At 43.9% G+C, this 20743-nt stretch carries 15 protein-coding genes and 1 pseudogene; 2 read left to right on the forward strand and 14 right to left on the reverse strand.

What is annotated here, in order from left to right; translation table 11 throughout:
* Nucleotides 1–65 precede the first annotated feature (65 nt).
* Nucleotides 66–1259 carry a 2-methylaconitate cis-trans isomerase PrpF gene (prpF, locus tag Q4591_RS06115; protein ID WP_303459986.1) on the forward strand — a complete coding sequence of 398 codons (1194 nt, stop codon included), beginning with the start codon at nt 66–68 and terminating at the stop codon, nt 1257–1259.
* Nucleotides 1260–1540: 281 nt separating this feature from the next.
* Here the strand turns inward: prpF and Q4591_RS06120 are convergent, their stop codons facing one another.
* The 14 genes from Q4591_RS06120 to Q4591_RS06185 form a co-directional block, all read right to left on the reverse strand.
* Nucleotides 1541–1720 carry a hypothetical protein gene (locus tag Q4591_RS06120; RefSeq protein WP_303411004.1) on the reverse strand — a complete coding sequence of 60 codons (180 nt, stop codon included), beginning with the start codon at nt 1718–1720 and terminating at the stop codon, nt 1541–1543.
* Between the two features lie 143 nt (nt 1721–1863).
* Complete coding sequence (gene recD / locus Q4591_RS06125) at nt 1864–3861, reverse strand: exodeoxyribonuclease V subunit alpha (protein WP_303459975.1); 1998 nt, start codon at nt 3859–3861, stop codon at nt 1864–1866.
* Nucleotides 3861–7649 carry a UvrD-helicase domain-containing protein gene (locus tag Q4591_RS06130; protein ID WP_303459988.1) on the reverse strand — a complete coding sequence of 1263 codons (3789 nt, stop codon included), beginning with the start codon at nt 7647–7649 and terminating at the stop codon, nt 3861–3863. The genes recD and Q4591_RS06130 overlap by 1 nt, the downstream gene beginning before the upstream one ends.
* A gap of 50 nt (nt 7650–7699) precedes the next feature.
* On the reverse strand, nt 7700–11392 hold the full coding sequence (gene recC, locus Q4591_RS06135) for an exodeoxyribonuclease V subunit gamma (RefSeq protein WP_303459977.1): 3693 nt from the start codon (nt 11390–11392) through the stop codon (nt 7700–7702).
* Nucleotides 11393–11678: 286 nt separating this feature from the next.
* Nucleotides 11679–13379, reverse strand: coding sequence for a Na(+)/H(+) antiporter subunit D (locus Q4591_RS06140; RefSeq protein ID WP_303459980.1), 1701 nt, complete (start codon nt 13377–13379; stop codon nt 11679–11681).
* Nucleotides 13366–13710 (reverse strand): hypothetical protein, encoded by a 345-nt coding sequence (locus Q4591_RS06145; RefSeq protein WP_102440564.1) that lies wholly within the window; start codon nt 13708–13710, stop codon nt 13366–13368. Before Q4591_RS06145 ends, Q4591_RS06140 begins: the two co-directional genes overlap by 14 nt.
* Nucleotides 13700–15190 carry a monovalent cation/H+ antiporter subunit D family protein gene (locus Q4591_RS06150; protein ID WP_102476328.1) on the reverse strand — a complete coding sequence of 497 codons (1491 nt, stop codon included), beginning with the start codon at nt 15188–15190 and terminating at the stop codon, nt 13700–13702. The genes Q4591_RS06145 and Q4591_RS06150 overlap by 11 nt, the downstream gene beginning before the upstream one ends.
* Nucleotides 15187–16665, reverse strand: a complete 1479-nt coding sequence (locus Q4591_RS06155) for a monovalent cation/H+ antiporter subunit D family protein (protein ID WP_102440566.1) — start codon at nt 16663–16665, stop codon at nt 15187–15189. The genes Q4591_RS06150 and Q4591_RS06155 overlap by 4 nt, the downstream gene beginning before the upstream one ends.
* On the reverse strand, nt 16665–17027 hold the full coding sequence (locus tag Q4591_RS06160; protein WP_102440567.1) for a cation:proton antiporter subunit C: 363 nt from the start codon (nt 17025–17027) through the stop codon (nt 16665–16667). Before Q4591_RS06160 ends, Q4591_RS06155 begins: the two co-directional genes overlap by 1 nt.
* Nucleotides 17008–18021 carry a Na(+)/H(+) antiporter subunit B gene (locus tag Q4591_RS06165; RefSeq protein WP_303459982.1) on the reverse strand — a complete coding sequence of 338 codons (1014 nt, stop codon included), beginning with the start codon at nt 18019–18021 and terminating at the stop codon, nt 17008–17010. The genes Q4591_RS06160 and Q4591_RS06165 overlap by 20 nt, the downstream gene beginning before the upstream one ends.
* Nucleotides 18022–18047: 26 nt before the next feature.
* Nucleotides 18048–18389, reverse strand: coding sequence for a monovalent cation/H(+) antiporter subunit G (gene mnhG, locus Q4591_RS06170; protein ID WP_102440569.1), 342 nt, complete (start codon nt 18387–18389; stop codon nt 18048–18050).
* A complete protein-coding gene (locus Q4591_RS06175) occupies nt 18386–18682 on the reverse strand; it encodes a monovalent cation/H+ antiporter complex subunit F (RefSeq protein ID WP_102440570.1) in 297 nt (98 codons plus the stop codon). The genes mnhG and Q4591_RS06175 overlap by 4 nt, the downstream gene beginning before the upstream one ends.
* Complete coding sequence (locus Q4591_RS06180; protein ID WP_102440571.1) at nt 18682–19182, reverse strand: Na+/H+ antiporter subunit E; 501 nt, start codon at nt 19180–19182, stop codon at nt 18682–18684. The genes Q4591_RS06175 and Q4591_RS06180 overlap by 1 nt, the downstream gene beginning before the upstream one ends.
* An 80-nt stretch (nt 19183–19262) precedes the next feature.
* Nucleotides 19263–19715, reverse strand: coding sequence for a hypothetical protein (locus Q4591_RS06185; RefSeq protein WP_102531795.1), 453 nt, complete (start codon nt 19713–19715; stop codon nt 19263–19265).
* A 542-nt stretch (nt 19716–20257) separates the two neighbouring features.
* Here Q4591_RS06185 and Q4591_RS06190 point away from each other — a divergent pair.
* Nucleotides 20258–20743: pseudogene (locus Q4591_RS06190) on the forward strand (transposase); the annotation flags it as partial.

Raw genomic sequence — 20743 nt, forward strand, 5'->3', positions numbered from 1 at the left:
ATTTAACAAACATCAGCACAATGAATGCCTCTCACTCATTGTGCTGATTGATTTTAGGAAACATGATGTCTCATATTCCACAAATAAAAATTCCAGCAACCTATATGCGTGGTGGCACCAGTAAAGGGGTGTTTTTCAATCTAACTGATTTACCTAAATCCGCTCAAGTGGCTGGCGATGCCCGCGATGCCATGCTGCTTAGAGTCATCGGCAGTCCAGATCCTTATGGTAAGCAAACTGACGGTATGGGCGGCGCGACTTCAAGTACTAGCAAAACGGTAATACTGTCTAAAAGCGCCCACGCCGATCACGATGTTGATTACCTTTTTGGCCAAGTGGCAATTGATAAACCCTTCGTTGATTGGAGTGGTAATTGCGGTAATTTAACGGCGGCTGTGGGTTCGTTTGCCATATCCAATGGCTTAATTGACAGTAGCCGCGTACCTGAAAATGGTATTGCGGTAGTGCGTATATGGCAGGCCAATATCAGCAAAACCATAATTGCGCACGTGCCAATGGCTAACGGCGCAGTGCAAGAAACCGGTGATTTTGAATTAGACGGGGTGACCTTTCCTGCAGCCGAAGTACTGGTAGAGTTTTTAGCGCCAGCAGACGCTGATGCAGCGATGTTCCCAACTGGCAATGTGGTGGATGATTTAGTTGTGCCAGAGCTTAGCGCAAAAGGGATCCCATCCATTAAAGCCACTATGATTAATGCTGGTATTCCAACGATATTTGTTAATGCTGCCGACATTGGTTATGTGGGTAATGAGCTTCAAGATGACATAAACAATGATGATAGCGCATTAGCATTTTTCGAAAGCTTACGTGCCCATGGTGCAGTGCAAATGGGGTTAATTAAACACATTGATGAAGCCACAGCGCGCCAACACACGCCAAAGATTGCCTTTGTGTCGCCGCCAAGTGCATACAACTCATCAAGTGGTAAAGCGGTATTAGCCACTGATATTGACTTACAAGTGCGGGCATTATCAATGGGTAAACTACACCATGCCATGATGGGTACAGCAGCGGTAGCAATAGGCACGGCTGCTGCCGTTGAAGGCTCGCTAGTCAATCTTGCCGCTGGTGGACAAGCACGTACTTCAGTGGTGTTTGGTCATCCATCGGGCACTCTAAAAGTGGGCGCAGAAGCGACATTATCCAATGGTAGCTGGCAGGTGAATAAAGCCAGCATGAGCCGCAGTGCAAGAGTGCTTATGGAAGGTTGGGTAAGAATACCTGGTGATAGTTTTTAGGTTGTTTTTAGTGTTTGATTTGGCAGTTATCTTAACGGGATAACTGCCAGTTTAATTTTTTAAAGATTATCCGTTCGATGATACTAGCCTGTTCGCTTTAAAAATGCGACGCATTCAAACAAATCCTTTCTAGCTGAAGAGCTTAAAATAGGCTTAGAGGTTTTGCCCGTTGAGGGGGGGAGTTTTTGAGTCACAAGCTAGATCATTGAACGCGACTGAAACACTTATAAGTTCGCCGTTATAATCAATCACAGTGGATATTTTATCATTAGTGATATGGGTTACAATAAATGCAACATTTCAAAGTCTTCCTTATGTAGCGGCGCAATTTTAAATTCATGCCCCGGGCTGAATCGATTGATAGCTAGGTTATAGTTTTCTTTACCTATCTTTTGCCATCTAGGCGGGTTAGGGTCATTTATTGTCTTATCTGCTTGGTCTAAACTCTTTTCTAGATCCATAATACTTCCATGTTTCTATGAATTAACTCATAGGAACTAACTTAGCTGCTTTATGGAAAAAACATCAAAAAGTTACATTTCTAGCTCTATCTATATCTATTTGATCAATTGCTTGGCGGCAGTATCCATAGTTGAGATACCAACTACTCGTTATCCTCTCCCCATAACCTTAGTGCTAAGCCTGATGCGCGTGAGGTTACCTGTTTGCTGGCACGCTCAAATACATACGGTGTGCCTAAACAAATAAAATGCTCTTTGGCGCGAGTGATAGCGGTATAAACCAACTCTTTAGTCAGCAGCTGCCATTGGGCGTTACTGGGTTTTTGTGGTAACACAAAGGCGACTTTTTCAAACTCGCTGCCTTGGCTTTTATGTACGGTCATCGCAAAGCAACTGTCGTGATTGGGTAGCCTTGCAGGTTGTACTTTTAACAAGCTGCCATCGGCTTTAACAAAGTAGGCCATTAATTTTTCAGGCTTTTGCTCATCTTGCAAAATCAAACCAATATCGCCGTTGAATAAGCCTAAATTGTAATCATTACTTTGAATGATAATCGGTCTGCCAAGGTAAAATTCTTGAGTGGGTTTTATCCAATGGTTTTGTTTGAGCACATTAGTGATGGCGAGGTTCATGCCATCAACGCCAAATTCACCTGAGCGCATGGCACATAGAATGCGGAATTTATTGAAGGTATCAATAATCTCTTCTGCGCCATAAATACAGCTTAATTGCTGCGAGTAAGCATGCTGATTATCGAGCACTTTTTGCAAATACTCGGCATAAGCTGCCACTGCCGATTGCAATAACGGCAGACTTTGGGCATCGGGCTGATGCTCTATCCAAGTTAACTCTTGATGGCCGCACTGCCACTCACGGCGAATGCCGTTGATGTTGACATAGTTTACCGCATTGGCCAGCAAGCCAATGCCGCCATCACCTTTAAAGCGGTGGCTGTGCATCAGCATGCATAAATTGTCGCCGAGCATAGGTTTAGGATGAATAAACTGACTGGTATTTTGCTGAGTTAACTGCTGCAATAAGTTGGCTTGCTGCTCTGAATAGCGCATTCGCCATGGTGATGCATTAGCACTAAGATCGGCAGTCACTTTCAAACCGGCACAAATATCAGCCAATACAGCGCCTGCTTCAACGGATGCCAGCTGGTCTTGATCGCCCAATAATATTAGGCGGGCATTTTTAGGCAGGGCGCTTAATAGCTTATGCATCATAGGCAAATCCACCATTGATGCTTCATCGACCACCAATAAATCTAACCTAAGAGGGTTATCTTTGTGGTGTCTAAATAAGTGTGAGTTAGGGATCACTCCCAACAAACGGTGCAGCGTAGCAGCCTCTTCAGGAATTTTGCTTAGGGCATCAATTAGCTCTGGCTTAGCGGTTTGCTCAACTTGACTTACTAGCCGCGCTTTAGAGGCTTTAATGGACTCACTTAATCGCGCTGCGGCTTTACCGGTTGGCGCCACCAGTCGAATGGTTAAGGCTTTTTGAGTTAGCAGTAACAAGAGCAACTTAGTGACAGTGGTAGTTTTACCTGTGCCGGGGCCGCCAGTAATCACCGCTAAGGCTTTAGTTAGCGCCGTAGCAGTGGCCACTTTTTGCCAGTTGATGCTCTTGCTATTTACATCTGGTTTTTCATCGAATAAGTCATTCAAATATTGCGCTAGCGTTGCGGTATCAACAGTTAAGTTAACTTGTGCCAACTGGTTGAATCGGGCTGCCACTTGGGTTTCAAAGTGATAATACTTGTTTAAGTACAATCGGTTATGCTCAACAATTAATGGCTGGTTATCATCAGGTTGGCCGACACAGGCTAATGCTTCGATAGCGTCACTGAGTTGCTGGTGGGTTATTGTTAACTTGCAATGGGACTCTTGCTCGCAAAACGGATTATCAAGAGCGATATTATCGATAACTAAGCAGCTGTGCTGACTTGATAATTGCTGGCTTAATAGCGCACAGATTAATAATAAAAACTCATCAGCAGTGTCATTTTTGGCATCAACTTGAGCGAGCTGAGAGTTGGCCATTTCAAGGGCGAAGTGACGATCAAGTGGGGTAATTAACCCTTGTTGTTGCCAATTTTTAAGTAACTGAGTCATTGGGGCGCTAAGGGTAATCATTATTTTTGCTCCAATGCATTGTTGTTTGAAAATAGTGCATCTAAATCAGTGATTAAGGCCAATGGCGGTTTATCAAAAAATATTCCTGCGCCTGAAGCTTCTGGGCTCATACCACGTAAGAAAAGGTAAAAACTGCCGCCTATATGACGCTGGTAATCATAACTTGGCATTCGCAAAGATAAGTAACGATGCAGTGCCAAGGTATAAAGAATATATTGCAAATTATAACGGTGGCTACTGATGGCTGTCGCCATCGCATTATGGTCATAACATGTTAAATCGTCACCCAAATGGTTAGATTTATAATCGGCAATAAAATACTGGCCTTTATACTCAAAGGTTAAATCGATAAAGCCTTTTAACATGCCTTGTAGCTCGTCAAATTCAAGCCCTGCATCATAACCATATTGTTGTAACAACTGATTTAACTGCTGAGATTTTAATTGGCTAATGGGCAGATAAAACTCCATCTCAACTAATTTTTGCTCTGGGGCTAACTGGGCTAATGTCAGTGGCAAACCATGATCATTTAATAGCTGATTATCTTGCGCTGCATTATTGGTAATGAGCGGGCTATGAAGGATTTGTTGATACCACTGGATTAAGGTATCTGTCCATATCTCTTGGTCAAAACCATATTGCTCCATGGCTTTGGGTAAGGCTTGTGGCAATTCAACCTCAGCATTGGTGAAATCAAATAGCTCTAACACCAAATGCATGAAGCTACCGGCATTGGCGCCGCGCTCGAAGGTAAAACGATTAATCGCGTTGTTTTCAACATCAGTGTCAAAAGGGTTGATGTCAGCTGCGGATTCAAATTGTGGCAGGGTTTCTTGGCTAAAGTCTTCATCGTCGGCACCCGGAGAGACTTTTTCATGGGCAAGGTGTTTCACCAAACCTGAGTAACTGCCAACTCGCCATGGGGTGTGGTAATCACGCTGCAAGGTTTTTGCCGCTAACTGTTGCGACTGGCCATTAAGTTCAGTGAGCGCTGAGTCATCAATCGCCTCTAGCTGAACCACGCTAATGGCATCGGGCACTGGCGCGCTGGTTTTTATGGCCTGTGCATGTTGTGATAACAACTCAAAATCACAATCTTTAGTGGTGATCCCCAATAAATAACCAATGGCGGTTTCGTATAAGTGACTACTTACCCCAGCTTTAAGCATGCGGCTATGGTTGGCAATGTATAAGTAACACACATAAACCGGACGGGTGAGCGCCACGTATAACAGACGTAAATCTTCAGCGAGGTTTTCTTGTTTGTATTGCTCCCAGCCTTCTTTCGTGCCCTCAACATCCCAAACTAATTGGTCATTTTTATGGTAAAGCATAGGCGCAGGCTTTTTGCGATTATCCCGCGCGAGACTAATAAATGGCACCATACAAACGGGATATTCAAGCCCCTTACTTTTATGAATGGTAACGATTTGCACCAGATTTTGTTCGCTTTCAAGGCGCAATTGCTGCTCATCATTGCCTTGAGCATCAATCAGTTGTTGCTCAAACCAATTCATTATCGCGCTGCTACCATCAAGTTCGGTGGCTTTTTGCTGCAGTAGTTCGCACAAATGGCGGAAATCGGTGAGTCGGCGCTCGCCACTTTCAGCATTACTATTAGCACTACTATCAACACTACTATCAGCCATACTATCTGAGTTGCTGTCGACGCTTGGGCTAAGCTGTTTACTTAAATAGCGCTTAATCAGCTGGGTTTGGTTAGCCAAACTTAACAGCGCAGGCATGATGCCGCGCTTAAGCCAGGTTTGATGCCAATCAGCAAATTGGTCCAGTAAGCTTTGTCGCTGCTCTTCATCTTGATTAAACAGATGAATTTGCTGGGCGCTGTAACCCATAAGCTCAGTGGCAAGTGCTGCGCGAAGGCAGCGCTCATCTTTCGGGTTAGCAATAGCCCGTAAAATTATCGCCAGTTCAAAGGCCTCTTGGGTGTTAAATACGCTATCTCGGCTTAAAAATACTGCGCCAATATTACGCTCGCTTAAGGCTTGCTTCATCACCGAGGCTTCATTTTTATCGCGCACTAACACGGCAATATCTTTGGCGATGAGCGCTGTGCCATTCATATGGCATTGCTCAGTTTGCGCTTCAGTTAATAAACGTTTTATTTCACTGGCAGCATCATTCGCCAGTAGATGACGGGCAGTAGTTTTATTTAAGCCGCTTTCACCTTCGCCAAGCAGTTTAATTCGCAGCGCTGATTTGTCTTCAGTGGCTTCAGTGAGCTTTTTATTGTCAGCGCTGGCTGGGGTATCAACCACATCATAAGGGATCGCATCACTGATAAATGGATCCTGATGTTGGCTAAAGAGCTGGTTAACCCCATTGACCAGTGCCGTGGATGAGCGGTAATTGGTTTCGAGGTTATAGTGCGCTTTAGTTTGCTTACGGGCATGGATATAGGTATGAATATCGGCGCCGCGAAAGGCATAAATGGCTTGTTTGGGATCGCCAATCATTAATAAACTTAAACTATCAAGCTGGGTTTGCTGCTGATAAATGGTTGAGAAAATAGTAAATTGCAGCGGATCAGTATCTTGGAATTCATCAATTAATGCCACCGGAAAGCGTGTTGCAATGGCTTTGGCTAAATGGTGTGCGCTGGATTCAGTAGCAGTTGATTCAGTATCAGTTGATTTAGTAGCAGTTGATAAGGCATCAGCCAAGGTGATCAAGAGATCATCTGGGGTCATTAAGTTGCGCTGGGCTTTTTGCAGCATAAATCGCAGCCGAATACCGTCACGGGCGCGAATTAAAAATGATGGCTTTATTTGCTGGATAAGTGCAAATAATCGCTCGATATGATCGAGCAGCGGCGCATCATTTGCGCTGGGGATAGTGCCATCTTTATTGAGTTTTAACTCAGATAGCGCCAGCATTTCTAAATCTTTAACTGGCGGCAGGCCATTGCCGAAGCTAACCCAATTGGTTAAGCGATCATACATGGCCGCAAGCTTTGGATAATCATCGGCTTTTTTGCCGAATCTCGCGCCATTGAGCGGTAAGCTGTGTAGCAGTTCCAGTTCTTTTTCACTGTCTGTTGGCCAGCGCTTTTTAAAGCGAGCAAGGCTTTGAACTAATTCATCAGCTAACTGGTTAAACTCTTTCGCCACAAACGGGATATTGGCTTGGCTCGCGCCGAGTAACGGTTTAAGTTGCCAAGCCAAGCTATCAGGGTCGCCAAACTCGTTATCAATCACTTGGGCTAATACTTGTGGCAGTGGGTAGCAGGTCTCACGCCAAAAATCACGCACGGCATGATGTAAAAACTCACTGTCATCGAGAGTAAATTCTGACTCGAATAATAGCGATGACTCAAACGCCATGTCAGATAAAATGCGTTGACAAAAACCGTGAATGGTAAAAATCGCCGCTTCATCTAGTGACTTTAGTGCTAAATCTAACCGTCTTAGGGCAATTGCCCGCTCAGACTCTGGTACTTGTTGGTACAGCGCCTCTACAAATTCATCATTGGTGTCTAAGCCAATAAAGCACTTAAAGGCCACTTGAATACGTTTACGAATTCGATCCCGCAGCTCTTCGGTGGCGGCATTAGTAAAGGTCACCACTAAAATCTGTTCACAGGTGAGCGGCGCTTTATCTTTATCGCCCAGTAATAGCCGTAAATACAGCCCAGAAATGGTGTAGGTTTTACCTGTGCCAGCACTGGCTTCAATTAAGCTTGAACCTGCAAAAGGCAGTGTTAGCGGATTAAGCTTGCTGACTTTTGAGTGAGTTTCTTTGCCATTAGCGATTTCAGAGTCAGTCATTTCGGTGTTAGCGGCCTCTAACTTGCTAGCATTGTCATTAATTTGAGTCATTAGGCTTTGCCCCCTTTAATTACAGAGAGCTTAGGTGGTTGGATAGCATATTCGTCAAGCTCGGCGAGGGTGCCTTTGTGATAAATACTCAACATAGGTTGCAGTAACATGGTGGCTGTTTTGCCAAATTCAGCTTCAGTAAAGTCTTCAGGAAAACTAAATAAACGGCGATTATGGGGATCGTTCCCTTCACCAAAGCCTGATTGTTCATCAAGCCATAATGGCTCGGCAGCTTGCAGTTTTTCCATATGATCACCATCGGCTTCAACATAGGCTAACGCGGTGCGCGGCATAAAGCATAACGGCTGGGCTTGGCCATTGAGATAAGCTTGAATAAATTGCTGTAATAATTGCTGAGCGGACTCTGGCGTAATTGCGCTAAAGGCATGAAAATGGCCAATATCCAGCAGGTAACTGTTTTTCTCAACCCCTGCGGCATTAAGGCATAAATGGCGCAAATACACCCTGACAAAATCACGGCCATGGGCAGTGCCAGGGCGATAATTTATTTGCCCTTTAGCGTAAATATCATCGATGCGGCCAATAAGGTTAACGTTAATGCTTGATTGAGTGCTGTCTAAAGCCTCGCTGTTTAGCGGCGTTAGCCCTTCAAACTGTAAATCAATATCCACTTCCTGACTGTGGCTCTTATCGCCTGTGAGATAGAGCACCCGACCAATGACGTATTTAATGTCGTTTTGATAGCGATTAAGCAGCACATCATCAAAGGGCGCCATGGGTAAACTGCCACTGGCTTTTAGCTGGTTGATAAACTCAATGTCAGCGTGTTCAAGTTGGTGATGCACTGCACTGTCAATCATTGCTGATTGCAATTTATAGCGCTCTAATGCATCTAAGTTAAATGGCTCGTCGTTATCGTCAGCTTGAATTCGTAAATTAAAATCAATTTTTAAACTGCGATTGAAAAAGAATTGCGCTGGGCTTCTGAAAAAGCGTAATAATGCCGACAATTCAAGTTGCACAATGGCGCTGCCATCGTCGGCAACAGCATCAAATGGGTTGTCATCGTTGGCTAAATCTAACGGCTTAAGGCGGTTAAAGAAGCGGGCATTATTAAGTAAGTGGTTCGCATCTGCGATACTTGGCGGGCACCACTGATGATTATAACTTTGCTGCAATTTAGTTTGCTGAGTTGCAGTAAACAATTTGGCATCAAAGGGTTGCAGCGGTTGCTGCTGGATTAAATGGCTTAATATTGCTTTATCGGCGTTATTAACTTCAACGCTTTCACGTAAGCCTTGGCCGATTTCGAGTTGAGGCTCATTATTTGTAGTGAAATAATAGTCAGCAAAATAACACAGCTGGCAATACTCGGTTAGCTCTGACACCAACATTGAGGGAATTCGTTCAGCGTTATCACGCTCAGAGTGGCCAATGTAGCTGATATAAAATTGCTCTCTGGCAGACAATAAAGCTTCTAAAAACAGGTAACGATCGTCTAATCGGCGGGAACGGTCACCTTTAATAGCGCCATTGTGGGCCATTAAGTCAAATCCAACAGGGTGTTGTACTCGTGGATACACCCCATCATTCATACCCAGTAAACATACCACTTTAAAAGGAATTGAGCGCATCGGCATCAAGGTACAAAAGTTCACACTCCCTGCAAGGTAGCGCTGACCAACTCGAGATTCATTAAGGTTTTGATTAAACCATTGCTTGAGCACTTCAACATCGAGTTCACCTTGATGACCGGCGTCTTCAAGCTCGGTACTTAAGGTGACTAAGGCTTCGCGAATGGTTTGAACTTGCTCGCGCTCGTCATCATCAGCATCAAAGAAAACCTCTAATAAAGCTTGTAGCTGCGCGATACGTTCAAGGGTTGGACATTGGCTAGCCAGTTGCAGTTGATATTCGTCAATGGCCTCTAAGAAATTGAGTAAATAGCCAAGAATTTGCGCAGACTGGCCTTCAACACCTTGTACTAGCAGTGAATCGTTATAAAGCGCTGATTCATCATTAAAAGCATAACCTTGAATTAAGCGGCTAATACCAAATGCCCAAGAGTTCTGCTTAAACGCTGGTACTCCTTGTTGCAATCGGGTTTTTTCATCACGGCCCCAACGCACGTTGGCATCATCTAGCCAACGTCTAATAAGCTGCAGAGCATCATCATCGAGCTGAAATTTTCGTAAAATTGCTGGGACTTCGAGAATACTGATAATGTCAGTGAGGCCAAAACGGCTTTGATTAATATTGAGTAAATTCAAAAAGCTGTTAATTAGCGGTGACTCTTGAGCTGCGCCTCTATCGGCAATGGCATAGGGAATATAGTAGTTGGCTGTTTTGCCTGAGTCTTGATTACTTCGATGTAAACCGCTATTGCTGGTGCCAAATACTGCATCAATATAAGGCGCATAAGCTGCCACGTCGGGCATCATCACCACGATATCTTTGGGTTTTAGTGATGCTTTACCGTTGTCATTCGCATTGCTTGACAGTAACTCGAGTAAATGATCGTGCAGGGTTTCGACTTCTCGTAGCGGGCTATGGCAACTGCGCAGGGTAATTGATTGGTCTTGCTGGCTTAACGAGCGTCTATTGGCGACATTTTGATAAAGTGCTGCATCAGGGCCAAGGGCTTGGCCTAGAGTTTCCATTTGCAGAATATCGTATTGCACCCCTTGGAGTAGATTTAAACTGTCAGGGGATTGTTCGGGCTCGATATAGCAGTCGTAACTAAAGTCAGTGTGTTCTGGCGGTAGTTCGAGCATTAAATCCAGTAATTCACGGCCCATTTTGCCATTGTTAGCCAGGATCGGATTACCCACTTCGAGCTTTTCTTCCCATTGCTCGCCTAACTGCTTTTTATCAACATATTGCAGCGCCATTCTTGCGCGAGCTTTAGGGTCAACAATATCGCCCCAGTAATGCTGACAAGGGCTTAAGGAAAACATAATCACTTCAATGCGTTCAGCCAAGTGATACAGCACTAGCAAGGTTTGTGGCGGCATAGAAGAAATACCAAACACAAATAATCGCTCAGGTAGCGACTTAATTACAGTGTCAGGGTTTTGCAGTGCAGCAATTAAGTGTTGATGTAAGTTGGCGCGATGATAAGTGCTGGCATGAAGGTGGTGCTGGTTATATTCAATCAGTGCCCGCCAGAGCTTAGGTTGCCAACGCTGGTTTTCTTCCAGCTTCAGCGGATGCTCGTTTTGCTCCCAAGCTTGAATCCACTCAGGGCGATACACTAAGTATTGGTCAAAAATATCGGCAATACGGCCACATAATTGATACAGCTTAATGGCATCAAAACTGCCAGCTTGGATATAGGGTAGCGCTTCATCTGTATGGTTGGTGTGCTGATTTTCAACCGGAGCTAAATAGGCTTGTAGCGGCGCAAAGTCAGGGTCATCAAGTAATGGCGGCAGTAAATCCATTAACTTCCACGTCATCGCCGCTTTAGTAAAGGCATTATCTTTAGGCACATCTGGCAGCAGTTCATGGCATAACTGCCAGGTAAAACTCGACGGCAGCGGAAAGGACAGGGCGGCAGCAATACCATTATATTTAGCCACTTCTAAGCGCAGCCAAGTCGACATCCCCGGACTTTGCACCAAGATATGTTCATTTGCGAGTAAATTAGCGTTATCAAGGGGGATAGCGAGCATTTTAGACAGTTGTTCTGACAGAACTTCCATCTGATTTGATTGAATTAATCTAAGCATTAATTGACTCTACAAATGATGATAAAAACCATTCTAAGAGGTTGTTATTAGGTTTGAAAGGCTTTTATCACATCTAGGGTTTAAGCGCTAAATAAGCAACCAAATTACATGGAGTTTGGTTGGCAAAACTCCTGTTTTTTTCTATAGGATTTATTGATTGAAGCTAAATTTTAATTCAATAATTTACTTGATTATTAATTGAGATCCACTCCCAAAAAAACAACAAGTAGCCTGTTTACTCATGTTTATAGGCAAACAAGCTAGAGAGTATATTAATGAGACTGAGTCAGTTTATAAAGCCAATGAATAGGTAGCTGGCTAGAATCACTGCTACCCAAAGCACCATGTTGCCAGATGGATAGTCGCTCGAGATAAAGCTCCCCCCCCCTTTGTATTGGCGCGCTAAAAACTGCTGACATTGGTCTAACTTCCCACGAATTGATTGACGAATTTCGCCATCCACTTTCCAAATGACTGCAAATATGCGCTGCAGTGCATTAGGCACTAAGCGCCTGTATACCCAATCTACATCAAGGTGAGTAGAGCGAAGCTCTGGTGGATATTTACCTTTGAGATTGAGCCAAACGAACGCTAATGCTGAAAACAGTAATAACTGAGTCTGAGCGAGTACATGGGTCGCATCATATGGGTTGTAACCCGTATCGTATGGCAGCAGAGAATAAAGCGCTGCAGGATAAATACCAATACCAATACATAGACAGGCAGCGATAAACATTGCTGTTAACATATTGAGCGGTGGATCGTTGGCTCGAATACCCGAGTCATGGGCAAAGAAGGCAAAGTAAGGGATTTTGATCCCCGCGTGATGAAAAACACCTGCTGACGCAAACAGTAGCATTAACCAGACCCAGTCATGGCCAGTTTCCATTGCGGCAGACATCACCATGGATTTACTGACAAAACCGCTAAACAGAGGGAATGCAGAAATGGAGGCCGCACCAACAATACACAGTATCGTGGTTTTTGGCATGGTCTTATAAAGGCCGCCGAGATCGGAGCCATTTATACGCCTTGTCATATGCAGTACGGCGCCCATACTCATAAACAACAAGCCTTTAAAAATGACATCGTTAAAAGCATGAGACACTGCACCATTTAATGCCAGCGAAGTCCCGATCCCGATGCCGACGACCATAAAGCCTACTTGGTTAATCAAACTATAGGCAAGCACTCGGCGAAGATCGTTTTCAATCACCGCAAAGAAGATTGGGAAACAGGTCATTGTAGCGCCAATGTATATCAGCAACTCAGTGCCAGGGTAAGCCCGAGCAAGTGCATAAACCGCCACTTTAGTGGTAAATGCGCTGAGTAACACTGTACCGGTCGGCGTCGCTTCAGGGTAAGCGTCGGTAAGCCAAGTGTGAGCAAAAGGAAAAGCACACTTAATACCGAAGGCAATAAAGATAAGCCATCCTGCAATGCTATCTAGGCCGATATAGTCAAAGGCTAGGCTACCGGTTTCAGAGATATAAAACAGCGCACCTATCAGCAAAATAACCCCAGAGAGAACCTGCATGATGAGGTAGCGCATTCCCGCGCTATATGCTGCTGGAGTACGACGAGCCCAAACTAGAAATACTGAGGTAAATGCCAACAGCTCCCAGAACACAAACAAGGTAAGTAAATCACCCGCAAACACCGCACCAATAGCGCTACCTGCGTACAGCATAGCGGCAACTTGTTGCACTGTATCTTTAACGTGCAATGAGTAGACGATGCCAATAAATGCGGCAATATGGAAAATATAGCCAAACATCAGGCTTAATTTATCTGCGCGATAAGGGATTAATTCATAGTCTAAAAACATCAATTGCAAATGGACGCCTTCTGGCACAGTCCACAAATGCAATCCGCTGATCACTGGAATCGCTATCATCAAGGCACCGCGCAGCTTTCCACGAGTTGTAGCAGCAATCAATCCGCCAATGATAAACAGCACAAACGGCGGTAACTCAAGCATCCACATTGCGATCACCTTTATTGTTAGCTTCTTTGGCGTGGCCATCGCTGACGTCGACTATTTCAATTTTGCTATTATCAAGCTCTTCAACGGGTCCATAATAATCTTCTGGGCGCATCAAAAAGGTACGCATCCAGCTGGCGACTATGACCAAGATGACGCAGCCGACAAAGCCATAGATAGGATAAAACGCTGGCAGGTTTTCCCAGCTATGATAAACATGGCGATGAATAACAAAATCAAGTGCCACAAGCAATGCACAACAGGTATATAACAGGTATAAAACCCGCTGAATGTTTTTCGGTTTATCAAAGAGATATTGCTTCTCATTGTCCATGGCTAACTCCAGATACAGTCAAGATAGCTTTCGCCAACTCATAAACGGGCTGTGGATGGATGAACATAATCAAGCAGCCTAGGGATGTGATAATTAATGCGATTAATGAAGCCATTGGTGCTTCTTTAATATCTGTACTTGATGACTTATACCCTTTACCGGGGAAAAACGCATGGTAAGGAATAGGTAGTAGGTAGGCGATGTTGAGTAATGAACTGAGCATTAAAGCAACCATGACAACCCAATAGCCGGTTTCAATAGTGCCCATCAATAGGAACCATTTACTCCATGTCCCTCCGGCTGGTGGAACGCCGATAATGCTAAGGCTGGCAATAAAAAAAGCGCCCATGGTGATTGGCATGGCAAAACCTAAGCCGCGCATTTCGCTTACCTTAGATTTATGGCTAGCCACCAAAATGGCGCCAGCACAAAAGAATAGGGTAATTTTGCCAAAGGCATGGGAGGCAATATGCATTGAACTACCAATCACACCCGATGAAGTAGCTAGCAGTGCCCCAATAGTGATATAGCCGAGTTGGCTCACTGTTGAGTAGGCCAATCTGGCTTTTAAGTTGTCTTGTCGCATCGCCACGATTGAAGCTAAGAGCACTGAAAGGGTAGCTAAATAAAGTAAAAATTCAGTAGTTGGTAATTGGGGGAGTAGGTCGAGTCCAAAAATGAAAATACACACCTTCAATACCGTAAATACCCCTGCTTTTACTACCGCTACAGCATGAAGCAGGGCGCTGACCGGTGTTGGTGCCACCATCGCTGCGGGTAGCCAGCGATGAAATGGCATAATGGCAGCCTTACCAATGCCAAATATAAATAGCATTAGGATTATGCCTGCAATGGTGGTATCCACATCGGCATCAAATACGCCGCCTGCTGTAAATTCAAGGGTGCCAGTCACAAACCAAGTTAAGATGATGGCCAGTAAGAAAAAGGCGATAGAGGTAGTGAGCAAGATACCGAGGTAGACACGGCCACCTTGTTTGGCCTTGTCTGTACCTGCGTGAGTCACCAGCGGATAGGTTGATAGAGTGAGCACTTCGTAAAAGATAAACAGAGTAAACAGGTTGGCTGAAAAGGCGAGCCCCATCACTGCACTAATCGCCAAAGCGAAACAGATATAAAAGCGAGTTTGGTTATCCTCATTATGGTCACGCATATAGCCGATGGCGTAAATGGTGGTGATTAGCCAAAGAAAACTGGCAATGAGAGCAAACAGCATACCGAGCGGTTCTACGACAAAACTCACCTCTAAATCAGGCATCAGCTCCCACCATGAGACCTCAATACTGGCACCAGCCATGAGGGCTTGGTAGATATTGATTACGCAGTAAAGCACCATAAGGCTGATACTGATGGTGATAGCCTCACGCAGGTTAGGTTTCTTTCCTGTTGCTGCAATTGCAAAGGTTGCCAGTAAAGGCAATAAGATAGTTAGCTGTAACATCAGCGGCAAAGATGGATTCATGGGGTTATTCCAAACAAACTTTGAGAAGCCGCCTGTGCAACTTGCACGCTTAGGCGAGTATCTATACCGAAATAAATATTAGCGAAAATGAGCGCCCAAATAGGGGCGAGGAAGGTCCAAGGCGCCTCTTTGACAGTTTCACACCCATTAAGTGGCGGCTTGAAGTAAGCCATTTCTACAATACGCCAGATATAGATAATCGCCAGCAGTGATCCCAATAGAATAAGAACGGCCACTGGCCACATACCAGCCTCAACACTGGCGATAAGCAGATACCATTTACTGACAAAACCGACGGTCAATGGCACACCAATCAAACTGAGCCCACCAATAACGATGGCTGACATGGTCAATGGCATTTGTTTACCTAGGCCTTGGAACTGTTTGAGCTGGACGCTGCCAATGCGGTACATTACAGCGCCTAATGCTAAAAACAGCGCGCCTTTCATTAAGGCATGGTTAAACAAATGTAGTAAGGTGGCCATAATGCCGGTACTGGTATTAATCGAGTAGCCAATGATCATATATCCCACCTGAGCGATACTTGAGTAAGCTAAGATGTGTTTCACATTTTGCTGATAAATAGCCGTGATAGATGCGGCAAAAACACCTATAAGACCAAGCACCATTAAAATACTTTGCAGGGGCAGGGTGGTGAATGAGAAAGAGATGCCAAGTACGGTAAAAGTAAAACGAATGAGCAGATACACAGCAACCTTAGTTGAGGTTGCTGCTAAAAATGCTGTCACAATTGAAGGTGCATAGGCATAAGCATTAGGTAGCCACAGGTGCAGTGGAAATAACGCCAGCTTTAAGCAGATCCCGACAATTAAAAAGGCGAATGCTGCAAATACTGTACGGGTGTGGCCAACATCAACTAACCTAACAGCTAAATCGCTCATGTTTAGCGTGCCCGTCATTTGATAGAGCATGCCAATACCAATCAAAATAAAGGTGGCACCAATGGTACCCATTATCAGGTATTGGTAGGCAGCCCACAGTGCTCGTCTATCTTTACCCAAGGCAATTAAGGCATAGGAGGACAGTGAGGAAATCTCTAAAAATACAAATACATTAAAGGCATCACCGGTTGCCACAATGCCGAACATGCCGGTTAAAGACAGCAGGTATAAGCTGTAAAATAAGGTGTGGCGGTCTTCGTCTAACTCTTTTTGTATGCTGGTGTTAGCGGCAAACAACACCACAGTACCTATGGTGGAGATGATTAGCAGTAAAAAGGCGTTCAGCTTATCGATGCGATATTCAATGCCCCAAGGTGCTTCCCAACCCCCAAGTTCATAGGTAATGGTGCCAGACTTCATGACCTCAATTAGTAATATTATGCTGTTGATACAGGTAGCACTGCACACCAATAAGGCAAATATCCACACAAGTTTGGAGCGATTTAGGAACCAGCATAGCGGGGCTGCCATTAGCGGCACCACAACTTGTAAAACAGGCAGGTGAGCTAACACTATGATTCGTCCTCGTTGAGCTGATCTTGTTTTTGGATCTCATCTTCTTCTATACAGCCATAGGCTTCTTTGATTCTGATCACCAGTGCTAGACCAAGCGCTGTGGTCGCAATACCCACCACAATGGCAGTTAGAATTAACACATGGGGCAGCGGGTTAGAGTAATCACTGATCCCTTCAGCCAATATCGGTGCGCTACCACGCTCGACCATGCCGACACTGATATAAAAAATAAACACTGAGGTTTGAAAAATGGTGAGTCCAACTAACTTCTTAACCAAGTTTCCATGGGCGATAACGATATAAAAGCCAATCATCATCAACAATACGACGATCCAATAGTTATAGAGTCCGAGAAACATCCAGCTCCCCTTTTTTATCTGAGCTGTTTTTCTCAGCTTGAATTTGAGCCTGAGCTTGTCTGCGGCCATCAAAGTTGAAAAAGATGCTTAACATCACCGAAGCGACAGTGATGCCCACGCCTAATTCAATCAGCAGTATGCCTAAGTGCTGGCCATCAATCGGATTTTCAGCCAGTACGTTGTAATCTAAGAAGTTAGCCCCATTAATCATGGAAACAACTCCGACACTGGCATAGAGCAAAAGCCCAACAGCAGCAAGCAATTGAATTAGCGCCGGATTAAATACCTTTTTAGCGGTATCTAAACCAAATAGCATGGTATAAAGAATAATCGCAGCAGCGAAGATAACACCTGCTTGAAATCCGCCACCAGGCCCAAAGTCACCATGGAATTGTACATACAGTGCAAATAACAAGATTAAAGGAATAAGTGTTTTACTGACGATGCGCACCACCATGTGGCGCTCATGCATTTGTTCTTCTGTTGGCTCTTCAGATTGAATTTTTTTACGGCGACGAGGCAGTGATAACAGCGAAAGCACGCCAATACCTGCGGTAAAGATAACGGCTACTTCACCTAAAGTATCAAAGGCTCGGTAGCTCCCTAATACTGACGTCACAATATTAGGCACACCTACCTCGTCCATCGAGTCATGAATATAGCGCGGGGCAACATGTTGATGCACTGGCGCATCAACAGTGCCAAAATAAGGCATATCTAGGGTGCCATAGATCAGCATGCTACCAGTGACGAGTACAACAAACAGTGCAAGAAAGGGTTTATGCCGCTTTGGCGCCTCTTTTCGGCCAGTCATGGTAATGGCGGCTAGCATGAGTAAGCCTGATATTCCTGCACCTACAGACGCTTCGGTAAAGGCAACATCTACAGCGTCGAGTACCACAAAGAAACAGGCTGATAATAAGCCATAAATTCCGGTTAACATGACGACCGCTAATAGATCTCTCATGCGAACGATAGCGATGGCGATGACCACTAAAAAGATTAATAGTATTACATCTACTAAGGCTTCGATGGCTTGTTTCCTCCCTGAGGATCAGGCTTATCTTTTTGCGGTAATAGGCCATTATGTAATGCCGCTTTTGCTAAGGCATGACTAGCAGAAGGGTTGATAAAGAGTGTGAATACTAAAATCAATACCAACTTAATGAGTACTAAACCATTTGGGCTTTGCAGCATTAACCCTATCAGGATTGAGCTTGCACCTAAGGTATCGGTTACGCTTGCAGCGTGCATTCGGGTGTAAAAATCAGGGAAACGAATAATCCCTATACCACCAGAAAAACAAAGGAAGCTACCAATTAGCAGGCATAAACCACTGCTTATTTCGAGTAAGAGATTCATTTCTTCCTCTTCTTGGTTAAATGAGATTTATAGGGAGTCACTTTGAACTCGGCTGAGTCTGAATAGCGTAAAACGCCGATGACGCTGATAAAGTTAATGAGGGCATAAACAAGGGCGATATCGAGAAACTCTGGGCGTCCCATTAAAAAGCCCAATAGCGAAATAAGCAGTATGGCTTTAGTACCAAAAGAGTTGAAAGCTAATATTCGATCATAAAGCGTCGGGCCGGCAATACAGCGAATGATTGCCAGTAGCATAACAACGAGAATAGCGATGGTGGCAGTAGCTAACATTAGTCTTCAAGCTCCCTTACCCGGCGGTCCATCTCTCCGGCTTTTAGTGCGTCGATACCATCTTTATGTAAAGCATGAACAGTAAGCTTGTCATCAATTAAGTCTATCGCTACTGTGCCAGGGGTTAGGGTAATGGAGTTGGCGTAAATGACTTTATTAATATCTGAGCATTGGCGAGTGTCTATGGTAGTGAGTGTTGAAGAGATACTGCTGTTACCCAGCCAGATATGTTTAACCACACTAATATTAGATAAAATAACTTCTTTCACTAACCATATCGTATAGCCTGGCATATTGGCATTTAGACGGATTGGGTGCGTTTCTTGGTCGATAACATCCATTTTTTGGGCAATATAAAGCACCAGCATGATTGAGCCAGCACCCAGTGATAATAAAAGCGGGTTAGTGTAATTTGAGTTAATCCACCAAAATAGGGCTAAGGTTAATAACAGGCTAAGCCTATGGCTTGGAACAACGCCGCTTTTATTTTTTTGTGTCATATTATTTAATGCTTCGTGTTAGTTAACTCCAGTACAAAACCTGGCGAGTTTTAAAATTATTATGGTTAGCTTTTTACTCGTTAATCATTTTGCTCGCATGACGATTCATCAGCTAATGCTTGATATACTTGCCTGTGAAGGTCATTAAAAGAATCTGTAGATGGAGACAGTTGGTTAATTGTTCGATCGACTATCTGCTGAACCAGTTGTTCTCGAGTTATATCTGAGGGTATACATACGATTGTAGGTAGCTTTTTGGATGTCTGTGTACCAACTCGAGTGCGGTAAGCTCTGTCAGCAAATCCTTCGGTATTGTTTCTAAGTTCGTATTGCTGACTCGTATTTAATGCACCAGCAAGAAAGCCCTGAATATAGTAAGTACATGGCATAGCCGAAATGGTGGCTGATTCGTTATTTAGCGACTTACAAGATGATAGAACAAGTTTTTCTTCATTTTTAGCGTTATTTGAGGATGCGGAAAGCGAAAAAGTAACACTGAATGTAAATAGTACTAAGAGCTTTATGAGCGACATATAACCTCCTTTTATAATTCTATTAATTTTAATATCACCTAGTGAAATATTTCAGTGCAGTACTCTTTAGGCGACTTTGTTTAGCTTCGTATCATGCATTTCTTGCTTGCAATGATATTTCAAGATTATTACGTTGCGCAAAGCTGTTACTAGCAACATGCTGATTACTTTTTGCTAACCAATACTCTTTATTTATAACATGAATTATCCAAATTTAAATGCTTAGTAAGTGTAAACTGTATATTTTTTTGATTTTGAGCAGGTTACACCAGCTATAGAAAGGCTCTAGCAAGGGCTACGCACTTGGTTATTGCTAATTTTACTCAGTTAAGGTTTTATATGACTTGTGGCTTTAGTGAGTATGTAAGTTTGAAAATAGAGTGAGGTTATTAGCTTGGTGAAGCTAACTTCTAGATCTAGTACTGGCTGACTGCCAATGGGTTTTTAACCGCTTCAAATTGCAACCTTTTTAAGCGCTTAGCCCCATCAATGAGTTTGAGAATAGGCTTCGGTGTTTAACTGACTTAGCTTGATAATACCTATGGTATAAAGGCTTTAAAGGCACTCTGTTGACGCATAAATTTGTTAAAGCTGAAGTCCTTAATGAGTTTGAATTAAAGACGGTTAATGATTGTATTGCGCTATATCGAGAGCGTTTAACTGATATTAGTTGGTTTATGCGTTCCTTGAGTGAACCCATTGCTAGAATGGCCAATAAAGAAGATAAGTGTACAGGCCGTTTTTGGGAAGGGCGGTTTAAATCTCAAGCCTTGTTAGATGATGCGGCCGTACTCGCCTGTATGGCGTATGTTGATTTGAATCCAATTCGCGCGCAAATGGCTGCAACACCTGAAACTTCAGATTACACCAGTATTCAACGACGCATAAATTCAGCGATTAAAGGTGAGCAACCAAAAGAGTTAATACCATTTGTAGGAAATGAACGTTTAAATATGCCTAATGGACTGATGTTTAGTGTTAAAGACTACATTGTGCTGGTTGAAGATACAGGGCGGATTATTCGAGAA

This window comes from Shewanella sp. 3_MG-2023 (assembly GCF_030548765.1).
Classification (GTDB): Bacteria; Pseudomonadota; Gammaproteobacteria; order Enterobacterales; family Shewanellaceae; genus Shewanella.

Coding starts and splice junctions, on each gene's coding strand:
- prpF (WP_303459986.1), top strand. CDS start 66: ATGTCTCATATTCCACAAATAAAAATTCCAGCAACCTATATGCGTGGT.
- Q4591_RS06120 (WP_303411004.1), bottom strand. CDS start 1,720: ATGGATCTAGAAAAGAGTTTAGACCAAGCAGATAAGACAATAAATGAC.
- recD (WP_303459975.1), bottom strand. CDS start 3,861: ATGATTACCCTTAGCGCCCCAATGACTCAGTTACTTAAAAATTGGCAA.
- Q4591_RS06130 (WP_303459988.1), bottom strand. CDS start 7,649: ATGACTGACTCTGAAATCGCTAATGGCAAAGAAACTCACTCAAAAGTC.
- recC (WP_303459977.1), bottom strand. CDS start 11,392: ATGCTTAGATTAATTCAATCAAATCAGATGGAAGTTCTGTCAGAACAA.
- Q4591_RS06140 (WP_303459980.1), bottom strand. CDS start 13,379: ATGTGGATGCTTGAGTTACCGCCGTTTGTGCTGTTTATCATTGGCGGA.
- Q4591_RS06145 (WP_102440564.1), bottom strand. CDS start 13,710: ATGGACAATGAGAAGCAATATCTCTTTGATAAACCGAAAAACATTCAG.
- Q4591_RS06150 (WP_102476328.1), bottom strand. CDS start 15,190: ATGAATCCATCTTTGCCGCTGATGTTACAGCTAACTATCTTATTGCCT.
- Q4591_RS06160 (WP_102440567.1), bottom strand. CDS start 17,027: ATGTTTCTCGGACTCTATAACTATTGGATCGTCGTATTGTTGATGATG.
- mnhG (WP_102440569.1), bottom strand. CDS start 18,389: ATGAATCTCTTACTCGAAATAAGCAGTGGTTTATGCCTGCTAATTGGT.
- Q4591_RS06175 (WP_102440570.1), bottom strand. CDS start 18,682: ATGTTAGCTACTGCCACCATCGCTATTCTCGTTGTTATGCTACTGGCA.
- Q4591_RS06180 (WP_102440571.1), bottom strand. CDS start 19,182: ATGACACAAAAAAATAAAAGCGGCGTTGTTCCAAGCCATAGGCTTAGC.
- Q4591_RS06185 (WP_102531795.1), bottom strand. CDS start 19,715: ATGTCGCTCATAAAGCTCTTAGTACTATTTACATTCAGTGTTACTTTT.